Origin of the sequence: Mesotoga sp. UBA5825, from assembly GCF_002432955.1 — a bacterium.
In the GTDB taxonomy this organism is placed as follows: domain Bacteria; phylum Thermotogota; class Thermotogae; order Petrotogales; family Kosmotogaceae; genus Mesotoga.
Genome location: NZ_DJHG01000077.1, coordinates 3465 through 13045, shown reverse-complemented (window position 1 = coordinate 13045; position 9581 = coordinate 3465). Strand labels below are relative to the sequence as shown.

General features: G+C 46.0%; 10 protein-coding genes. All 10 read right to left on the bottom strand.

Features of this window, described 5'->3' with window-relative positions; all coding sequences use genetic code 11:
• The coding region (locus tag B3N33_RS07670; protein ID WP_292592822.1) for a sugar-binding transcriptional regulator at positions 1-910 on the bottom strand (910 nt) is incomplete at its 3' end.
• Positions 907-1740 carry a PfkB family carbohydrate kinase gene (locus tag B3N33_RS07665; protein WP_214060310.1) on the bottom strand — a complete coding sequence of 278 codons (834 nt, stop codon included), beginning with the start codon at positions 1738-1740 and terminating at the stop codon, positions 907-909. The genes B3N33_RS07665 and B3N33_RS07670, both read right to left, overlap by 4 nt.
• Positions 1737-2564, bottom strand: a complete 828-nt coding sequence (locus B3N33_RS07660) for a carbohydrate ABC transporter permease (protein ID WP_099828459.1) — start codon at positions 2562-2564, stop codon at positions 1737-1739. The genes B3N33_RS07665 and B3N33_RS07660 overlap by 4 nt, the downstream gene beginning before the upstream one ends.
• Positions 2554-3249 (bottom strand): carbohydrate ABC transporter permease, encoded by a 696-nt coding sequence (locus B3N33_RS07655; RefSeq protein WP_292592820.1) that lies wholly within the window; start codon positions 3247-3249, stop codon positions 2554-2556. The genes B3N33_RS07660 and B3N33_RS07655 overlap by 11 nt, the downstream gene beginning before the upstream one ends.
• A 360-nt stretch (positions 3250-3609) precedes the next feature.
• Entirely contained in the window at positions 3610-4863 is a 1254-nt protein-coding gene (locus B3N33_RS07650; protein WP_292592818.1) for an ABC transporter substrate-binding protein, read from the bottom strand.
• Positions 4864-4874: 11 nt separating this feature from the next.
• Positions 4875-5885 carry an alcohol dehydrogenase catalytic domain-containing protein gene (locus tag B3N33_RS07645; RefSeq protein WP_214059883.1) on the bottom strand — a complete coding sequence of 337 codons (1011 nt, stop codon included), beginning with the start codon at positions 5883-5885 and terminating at the stop codon, positions 4875-4877.
• 55 nt (positions 5886-5940) lie between these two features.
• The gene (locus B3N33_RS07640; protein ID WP_214059882.1) at positions 5941-6438 is read right to left on the bottom strand and encodes a molybdopterin-dependent oxidoreductase; all 498 of its coding nucleotides are present in this window, start codon (positions 6436-6438) and stop codon (positions 5941-5943) included.
• Between the two features lie 15 nt (positions 6439-6453).
• Positions 6454-8058, bottom strand: coding sequence for a metallophosphoesterase family protein (locus B3N33_RS07635; protein WP_292592816.1), 1605 nt, complete (start codon positions 8056-8058; stop codon positions 6454-6456).
• Positions 8059-8078: 20 nt separating this feature from the next.
• The gene (locus tag B3N33_RS07630; protein ID WP_214059880.1) at positions 8079-8816 is read right to left on the bottom strand and encodes a class I fructose-bisphosphate aldolase; all 738 of its coding nucleotides are present in this window, start codon (positions 8814-8816) and stop codon (positions 8079-8081) included.
• A gap of 279 nt (positions 8817-9095) precedes the next feature.
• Positions 9096-9581: formylglycine-generating enzyme family protein (locus tag B3N33_RS07625; protein WP_292592814.1), on the bottom strand; the 486-nt coding region annotated here is incomplete at its 5' end.

The following is a 9581-nucleotide window of genomic DNA, read 5'->3' as shown; positions in this document are numbered from 1 at the left end:
GATCCGTGACGATTGAATTGATGTATCCGGCCTTAATTGCCGCGTGAATCGCCAGAGCCTTTTCCTTTCCACCGGCAATTCCAATTACCTCGGGAACTTCCTTCAGCTGCTCAAGAGAAATCCCCAGAATGTTTTCGTTTCCGGAAACACAAGGTATTCCGCTGGCATCAAAGAACCTCGCTGCTATGTCGCCAACCGCTGCGTGTTTCATAAGATTAGCAAGGAACTCCTTGTCGTAGATGTTCTTGAAGGCGTTGGATAAAGATATGGGTTCACCTATCCCTACAATTGCCAGATCCAGCCTCTTCCACATCTCCGACATGAATCTTATTGAGCCGTCTTCGAGCATCATATTCAGAGTCTTCGAGTTCTCTATGAAGGCCGGAGCGAAAAGGTAGTAACGATTACTGTGAAAGGAATTTGCGATCTTCTCAACTATTGAATTCATTTGATACTCATGGCGCAACTGGCCAACGCCGCCGATTAAGGGTATGAATGTTGTGTTTGGAAGCTCCCCGTTGAACACGACTCTTTCAACTGTCTCGTACAGAGTTCGACCCCAGGAGATCCCCACAAGCTGTCCATTCTTCACGTAATCGGGAAGAAATTTAGCTGCAGATATAGCGATCGAGGTTATTGTTCCTACCTCCGTTCCTTCATCCGCAACGATAACGTTCTTCAGGCCGAATCTCTCTTTCATCTCCAATGAGATCTCTTCAGAATTTCCCAGGCTTCCCGAATCGATTTCGATCCTCACGATCCCCTCGTTCTTGGCTTTTGTGAGTAACCTGCTCACTTGAGGCCTGGATATTCCGACCAGTTTTGCTATTTCACTCTGTGTCAGGTCTTCAAGATAATAGAGTTTGCACACCTTTATCATTGTGTCTCTATCGGCCATCAGTCCTTTCATCGTAGGTCTTTCCTCCCTTCCACGAGGTTTGGCCCAATTACCGAGATCACTTCCGCAGCCTTCCTGTGAGCATGGTAGATGCTTTGGACCGGATCCCCGCACTTCATGAACTTCTCTATAAATCCTGCGGCAAAAGCGTCGCCGGCACCTGTAGTGTCCGCGAGCTTTCCTCCAGTGTTCTCGACTTCAAATGAACGACGGCTCTTGTTTCCGTCTATCCAGATCGTCTCGGATGATCCTCTGGTTATGATTACGTTTGAGGTTATCTCACTTATCCTGTCTTGAATGGTCTGCGCTTCACCCTCCGAGAGTATAGTGAAATCCGACAGACAGGATACCTCAATAACGTCATCTACGCCGAAATACAGACCACAACCACCAGGCACATAGACCTTCAGAGATTCAGAGGACTTTCGGAAAGCATCGACAGCTACTTCCTTGAAACTGTCGGCTACGCAAATCGCATCGTATCTCTTTTCATCGATTACGCCGCTAAAGAGAGCGTGGCCTCCAAGCGATATGATTCTTCTCTCTCCGTGAGAATCCAACATCACTATCGTCTCAGCACCAGGTCCATCCTCGATTTTGTAGCTTAGGTTCAGTTTCGAAGAAGAAAGCCTCTTGAGAATCCACTCCGAAGTTAAATCATTTCCCGTACCAAAGTAGAAGTCCGTCTCAACATATTTCGAGAGATTCAGCGCGATATTTGCTCCCGATCCCCCGATGAAATTGTGTGTGCCTTTTGCAAATACCATGGAATCTCTTTCAGGATATGAATCGAGAATCAAGTATCTGTCGATTGAGGCCGCACCAATAACCGCAGCTCTCATTTGACAGCACCTCTCGTTAAGCCTCCGATCAAATACTTCTGCGAGAGAAGAAATAGAAGGATAGGAGGAAGAGCAGTGATGAGAGCTCCGGCCGAAAGCGCACCCCACTCAACGGCGCCTCCAGTTCCAACAAACCTTGAGAGAAATACTGGAAGGGTGTAATTCGCATTCTCTCTCATGATTACAAGTGCGAAAAAGAACTCATTCCACGAGAGAAGAAAGGCAAACGTTCCGACAGCAACAATCCCCGGAACGGCCATCGGTACGATTATCTTCCTCATTGCCTGAAAGCGAGTACAGCCGTCTATCATTGCAGCTTCCTCAAGTGCCTGAGGAATCTCATCGAAGTACCCCTTAAGAAGCCAGCTGCAGAAAGGGATAGTAAAGGTAGTGTACAGAATAATCAAACCTATGGGATTGTTCTGAAGAGAATATCGGTTCAAAAGAGAAAAGAGGCCAATAATCATAAGAATTCCCGGAAAAGCCTGGGAAGCTAGCAACCAAAGTATCAAGGGATTCTTTCCCTTGAACTTGAATCTAGACATGGCGTAACCTGCCAGCGTTGTTATGACTATGCAAAGCAGAACGGTGACGAGGGTAACTGTCATGCTGTTCGCAAAGTTCCTGCGAAAACTGGTGTCCTGGAAGATCTTTGAGTAATTTCCAGTATATAACTTCTCGGGAAGCTTTAGGGGATTCTGATAAATATCCATAGTCTCTCTGAAAGAGTTTAGTACTAGCATCAAGAGAGGAGAGAGGATTAGGAGAACTACTACAAAGGCAACGATGTTCATTGTAATTACTACGCTTCTCTTAGGCCTCATTTCTTACCTCCCTAATGTAAAAGGTTACTGGTAGAAGGAGAATAAGCAGACAGATTACGCCGATTGCAGAAGCATAACCCTGCTGAAAGTAGGCGAAAGCGTTCTGATAGGAGTACAGCGACAGCAACATAGAAGAGTTTCCAGGTCCACCGTTTGTCATTGAGTAGACGATATCGAACATGTTGAAAGTCCAGATAGTGTTCAAGGTAACAAGGATCAGAATCAAGCTCTTCATTAGAGGCAGAGTGAGATGAAAGAACCTCTTCAATACACCGGCACCATCTATTTCAGCGGCCTCGTATACATCAGACGGAAGGGACTGCAGTCCCGCCAGAAGAGTCACAATAACGAATGGGAGGCCTATCCAGATGTTTGCGACTATACAGGCGAAGAGAGAATAGCCGGGGGTTACCAACCAGTTGGGAGGATTTGCAAATCCCACAGCATTCAGAAAGGAATTCAGCGGTCCCATTACCCCAAAGATGTATCTCCAGATCAACGCCGCGACAACGGGAGTTGTTGCCCAGGGAAGAAGGATGAGTGCTCTGTATAGCCCTCTGAGCTTTATGTACGGAAGATTGAGCAACAGCGCTATCAGCATACCTATTGCAAGCTCAAATCCCACACATGCGGCCGACCATATAAAGTTGTTCTTCAGTCCGGTCCAGAAGAGGCTGTCAGACATCAGGTCTCTAAAATTCTCAAGGCCTGAAAAGTACTTTCCACCTCCGAAGACAGCATCGGAAAAGAAACTGTTGTATATCCCGTTAACAAATGGGTATACACTTATGAGCGCTACTACGATCAATACCGGTAGAATATACGGCAGCGCCTTGGCCGTTTCGCTCTTTCTGATTTATCATCACTCCCGACAGTTACCGAGTTAATCGGTAGCATGTTTTTCACAGATTGCCAGTATCACCTTATACTGGCGAATACAAGCTCTTAATAAGGAAATAATGAAAGGAGTCTCTCAAAAGAGCTTAGATCAAACAGTACACACAACCTCTGCAGAGTCCTTTCACTCTCCTCAAGCTATAACTGATTATTGAAGCCCGAGTTTCTTCAGCATCTTGTTTCCTTCAGTGACAGTATCCTTAAGGGCGGCATCGAGGCTCACGCTTCCGAGGATGACTTTTTCGAGATTCGGAACAAACAGCTTCCATTCGAAGGAGTAGAATCCGGGCATCCCCGGCTTCACGTTGTCCGAGTATTGGAGCCAGGCTTTTGCGATGTTCCATTCGTTTTCCGGAGAGCTGAATCTCGGATCCTCGAGAGATGACTCTCTGACAGGGAAGAGATAGTCGCTGTAGCTTATCTCGGCTGAGTTTTCAGTATTTGTCATGAATTCTATAAAGGCAAAGGCCTCATCCTTGTGCTTGGACAGCTTTGAGATACCGAAAGCCTGGGGGTCGGACGCATTGATCTTGTTGTCACCGTTCTTGACAAGAAGCATACCCCAGTTGAAGTTCTTGTTCTGAAGCAAGAACCGTCTGTTCCAGCAGCCGAAGGTAACCATTGCGTACTTTCCGTTTATGAATCCCTGCATTAGAGAGGTGTAGTCTATGCTTATAACATCTCTCGGCATCACCCTGTGCTCCGTTATTAGCGAAAGGTAGAATTCAATAGCTTCTTTTGCCCCCTCATTGATCTCGACCTTCCATTTATGATTGCTGTCCTTCGTAAGTATCGTTCCGTCTTTCTGAGCGATCAACGTCCAGTGAAACCTCTCCATTAGCGGAGCGAGGATTCCCCAGGTTATTACATTCCCGTTTTCATCTTTCTTTGTAACGCTTTGAGCAATATCGAGGAGCTGTTCCCACGAAATCATTCTGTCGAGAGGTAATCTGATTCCGCTTTCTTCGAATATGTCTTTGTTGTAGAAGATCACCTGCGTTTCCTGACACCACGGAATACCATATAGATTGCCAGTGAAATCGTAGCAATCTTCGAATATGTGGGCGGGAATGTCAGCAATCATGTCGTCTGTGACGTAGCTGTTCAGCGGTGCAGCGTATCCCATCATCCCATACTCTCGGAACTTCTCTGCATCAGTATGAAAGACGTCCGGTGCATTTCCGCCCTGAAAACTCGTCAACAGGTACTGATCTGAAGACTCCCATGTACCCCAGATGATATTTACCTGAATGTCCGGATTCTCCATGTTCCAGATATCGACCAGATCGTATATTTTGTCGACCGCTGCAGGTTGCCAGGCAAGACAGTAGAAATCGAGGGTAACAGCGAATACAACCGTGCTGACTATGAGAAGTAACGAAAAGAGAAATACCTTCTTCACTTAAATCCCTCCTAGTGGGAGACCTTGACGACAATCTTGATTTTGGTCTTGTCAATAGCATCTTTAAAGGCTTCGTCAATATTCTCCAGATCCCAAACTCTGGAAATCAATCTCGAGAAAGAATCTGGATCGCTAGCGATGAAGCCGAAAGCCTTCTTGAAATCCTTCTCGGAGAAACCAAAAGTGCCGACGAGATCTACCTCTTTATAGTGAATAAAGTAAGGATCTATCTCCAGGATCGTGTCTCTCGACATTCCACCAAACAGTTCAAATGTTCCGCCCGGACAAACAAAAGGTAGAAGCTGATTGACAAGTTCCTTTTTATCATTTGCAAGGATAATTGAATCGAAACGAGATTGACTCTTCTTGAAGCTTTCGAAACTCGAATCACTGAAGTCTATAGTTTTGAGACCGCAGTTTGCTGCCATGGACAGCCTGTTCTTATCAACATCGGAAATGTATGTCTCGCATCTCATGTTCTTCAGAGCGTTTCCAAGAAGCAGCCCCATTGGCCCGCTTCCAACAACCAGGACCCTGTCTTCAGGTTTTATTCTTGCCTTATCAATGCCATGAATCGCACAGGCAAGCGGTTCTGTAAGGGTCGCGGTACTTTCAGGAACATCATCGGGTATTTTCAGAGTCGCCCTTTCCAGGATCTCCGACGGCACTTTCACATACTCGGTAAAGGCCCCTTCGACCCAGAATTTCTTTGAGCAGAGCTCGGGAACTCCCTTTTGACACATCTCACATTTACCGCACTCTATGTAGGGGGCAATAACATATCTAGAATCACCGAAATCGCGATCTACCGATGCGCCTCTTTCTACAATTCTTCCCGTGAATTCATGCCCTAGAATGCAAGGCGGTTTGAACATGTGATGACCTTTGTTGAATGTCTTGATATCTGTGCCGCAAACACCGACCATCCCTATCTTGACAAGGCCTTCGTTTACCTGAATTGTGGGAGTATCAATATCTTCGATTTCGATCTTCCCAATGCCCTTGTAAATTGCTGCTTTCAAATCAGCCACCTCTTCTAACAGATAATGGGGGAGTTGGCCTCCCCCATTACGAAAATCACATCTCAACCCTGACTTCGACAACGTACCATGCCCAGTTATCTGATGGATACTTGTCGGTGATTTCAGGGAAGTCGTTGATCGGATATGCAAGCTTTATAGGACCGCCCTGGCTTGCTGGAAGAGCCCTCAAGCTTTCGCCCGATCTGGTTGAGTGAGTCAGCATTATCGGATACTTCAAAGCATCTTCATAAGCTACTGCGAATTCTTTCTCATCGGAGCAGACCATCACGACTTTTTTCGCGCCCGAAGGAACTCCTACGAACTTCAGCAGATCGGCGAGAGTTACTCCCACATATGTTTTGTCACCCATCCAGGGATCGGTGACAAAGAACTCGGTTTGGGGCAGTTCTTTGAACTCGTCAAGTGTGAGTTGCCAGACGCCTTCCTCGTTTCTCAACGCGATCACACCACTGATCTTTAGTACGGGATTCGCGATTACCGCAGCAGAAAACAGAAGCATTGCCGCAAGAACAACCACTAAGGTTTTCTTCATACTTATTTCCCCTCCTTATTCTTCCTGAGCAATTCCCTCGGCCACTAACAGTTTCAGAGGATCGACTACTCTCTCGTTGTTTCTAAAGATTCCGTAGAGAGAGTACTTCTCATCTTTGGAAATGGCAAATGGAATGTCCAGATTGGTTATTTGAACCATGAAAGTATCGCTACCATCGTTAAATGTGTAGGTTGTACCCCACTGACCGGTATTGGAACAATTCGAGACGAGCACAAGAGATCCCTCAAAGTATTCTGGGTTTGCTTTCATAGATTTGATATCTACCGGAGCGCTTCTGACGAAGAGCTTCTTTCTGAATTCTTTATCTCCGACGCGTACAACTATTTCGTTTAGGCCATCTGGAAAGGAAGAGAGATTAACGTTGAAATAGTACTCGCACCAAAACCTCATCTCTCTCTTCAAGACATCGCATTCGAAGACACGATCATTGAGAAGTACTTCAATATCGTCCGATACTGAAGGAAACGTGCAGAATCGGACATACTCCACTCCGGAATAGGGAGTCTCTCTGCTCATGTCGAACCACCCGGAATAATCTTCTGTAAGAGTAACAAAACAATAGTTGAGATCATTTCTCTTCATTTCGAAAAGCGTGAATCCATATTCGTCACCCGTTGGGGAAGGGCCTTCCCACCACGCTCCCGATATGGCGCCGCAGGTTAGCTCAACAAACGGGGCATCGAAGTACTCTATCATAGTATGTCTATGGCCGCTGATGTGATATGAGCACTCGTCTGCAAAGATCTGCATCATCTCATAATAATTGTCGGTCTTTGCCAGATTGAATATCGGTTCATGAGAGAAAACAATTATTCTGGCATTGAGAGCGACAGATTCTATATCTCTTTTTAGCCATTCGAGCTGTACGGAGTCGATCTCGTAGATGAAACTGCCATCTACAACATTGTGGGTATTGAGCACAATGTAGTGCGTTCCGCAGCTGTTGAAAGAGTAATACTCGGGTCCGTATGCGTTGTGAAAAATGTCGTACGGATCTTCCTTCTTTTTGTTTGTCTCATGATTTCCGACTGAGTAGTAAACTGGGATGTCTCCGACTGTGAGATAGTCTCTCACCTTAGTAGCCCATCTGGTTGCAGTCTCGTCGTCGATGTCCTTGATGCTTGCTCCCATGTCGCCGTTGCAGACAATGAAATCGGGACTAATTGTCTCAAGAATCGAAACTAGTTTAGTCATGTATTCATCTGGGTTGTCGATCATCTCTCTGTCGCCCAGGGACTCATAGAAGAGATCAGGATCATCGGCATAGTGAATGTCGTTGACAACCGCGAAGACGCCGTTCTCCACAATCGGCGTCAGCAAGAAGTCGTGATTCTCGACTCCTCTAGCATACCACTCGCTGCATACATAACCATCTGGTTTGATCAGGAATACGAAGCCATTTGAATCAGAGATGTTGTAGAACCCGCCACTGTCTGAAGATACTATCTCAATTCCATTTGAAATAAGACAACCCTGAACAACCTGATCCTCTGCGTCGAGTATTCCGTTTGAATTAAGGTCAACAAAGACATACCCTTCAATTCCGATCACCAAGCTAACAACAAGCAATACGAAAACCAACAAGAGTGTTTTTTTCATAAACGCCACCTCATTTCGGACTAGCCGTGGACCGTTTTCAGCAGCTTTCTTACGTATTCGGTCTGGTCGTCGGCCTGGAATACATTTCTTCCATAAGCAACTCCCATCGCGCCAAGTTCAAGAGCCTCTCTCGCCATTTCAAAGGCATCCTTTCCCTTCGGCCCGCCGGCAATCACAACCGGCACAGGGACCGATTCCAGAACCTTTGAAAAAGATTCAAAGCCAGTGTAATACACCTTTATCAGATCGGCGCCAAGTTCATATGCGACCCTGGCTCCGAGAGCAATATATTCGGGGTCAGTGAAGTGATCCATGGCTTGCGGAAGCATTTCAGCAATCAGTGGCATTCCCAGTCTGCTGCATTGCTCAGCCACCCTGCCAATAATCTCCAGTGACGCATTTTCGCCATCGCCTCCTATGAATCCCATAACAACGACTCCGTCTGCTCCTATTGATAGCGCATGTTCGACGGAAGTAGTAATTCTGTGGTAGTCAAACATAGTGGAGTAGTTAGTAGATGCACCGGTTATTCTGCATAGAATCGAAACTTTTCCTCCAAGCAAATCTCCGTTCTTTTCGATAACGCCCGGATTAAGGATTATTGCATCGGGCCGGCCGACAATTATGTTACTCAGAGTCTCCCTGACATTCCTGATGCCGTTTATCGGACCCTGAAACTGTCCGTGATCCATCGCTACGATTACCGTCTTTCCGTCTTCTTTAAGTATCCGGTTCATTCTAATCGATTTTCCCGTCATAACATCTCTCCTATCATTTGTTCAGAACATATGTACCTAGATTATAGTACATTCTTTCCGAAAAACAAAACTGAAGCAAATGATTTGGCAGTTTGATTTTTGGGTGAGCAATTAGGAATAGGAGTGAAAATCGGTTTCGGCGATTGGGCCAATAAAGTTGTTCTACTGTTAATTTCCGTTGCTTTCTACTGCAGGAGATGATTAAGTTCTGGGTTAGCTTTGACACCAGATGATTCCAGACACGGTTCTATGATGGAATTAAGATTATTGCAGAAGCCTTTACTTTGCTGATCTACAGATTCTGAAGCCGAGATTTGTAATGGTATGACCTGGCAAACCTTTCGATCTCACATCGATACTTACACCAACGGGACAGTCTATCCAGCTGCCACCTCTCTTAACTCTGTAAGCTGAGAAAACATCAACATAGGGATTCGTTTCTTCTAACGAAGAGTAGTTGATGTGATAGTCGCTTACCCATTCCCAGACGTTTCCAGACATATCGTATATTCCCAGTTCGTTCGGTGCTTTAGTTCCCACAGGATGGGTCATGTTTTCGGAGTTCGACTTATACCAGGCTATTGAGTCAACCGAGTTTCCACCTGATCTTGTATAGCCCTTGCTCAAGTTACCGCCCCTCGCTGCAAATTCCCACTCTGCGTCTGTCGGAAGCCGGTAACCTTCAACTTCTGAGGGGTCTGTGGTTTTGTTGCCCAATGCGTCAAGCAGATTGCCTTCAATGTCGTAGGCAAGGGGCAACCCTTC

Bases quoted from the DNA above. Each gene is read 5' to 3' on its own strand.
- B3N33_RS07665 (WP_214060310.1), bottom strand. From the start codon at position 1,740: ATGAGAGCTGCGGTTATTGGTGCGGCCTCAATCGACAGATACTTGATT.
- B3N33_RS07660 (WP_099828459.1), bottom strand. From the start codon at position 2,564: ATGAGGCCTAAGAGAAGCGTAGTAATTACAATGAACATCGTTGCCTTT.
- B3N33_RS07655 (WP_292592820.1), bottom strand. From the start codon at position 3,249: ATGTCTGACAGCCTCTTCTGGACCGGACTGAAGAACAACTTTATATGG.
- B3N33_RS07640 (WP_214059882.1), bottom strand. From the start codon at position 6,438: ATGAAGAAAACCTTAGTGGTTGTTCTTGCGGCAATGCTTCTGTTTTCT.
- B3N33_RS07635 (WP_292592816.1), bottom strand. From the start codon at position 8,058: ATGAAAAAAACACTCTTGTTGGTTTTCGTATTGCTTGTTGTTAGCTTG.
- B3N33_RS07630 (WP_214059880.1), bottom strand. From the start codon at position 8,816: ATGACGGGAAAATCGATTAGAATGAACCGGATACTTAAAGAAGACGGA.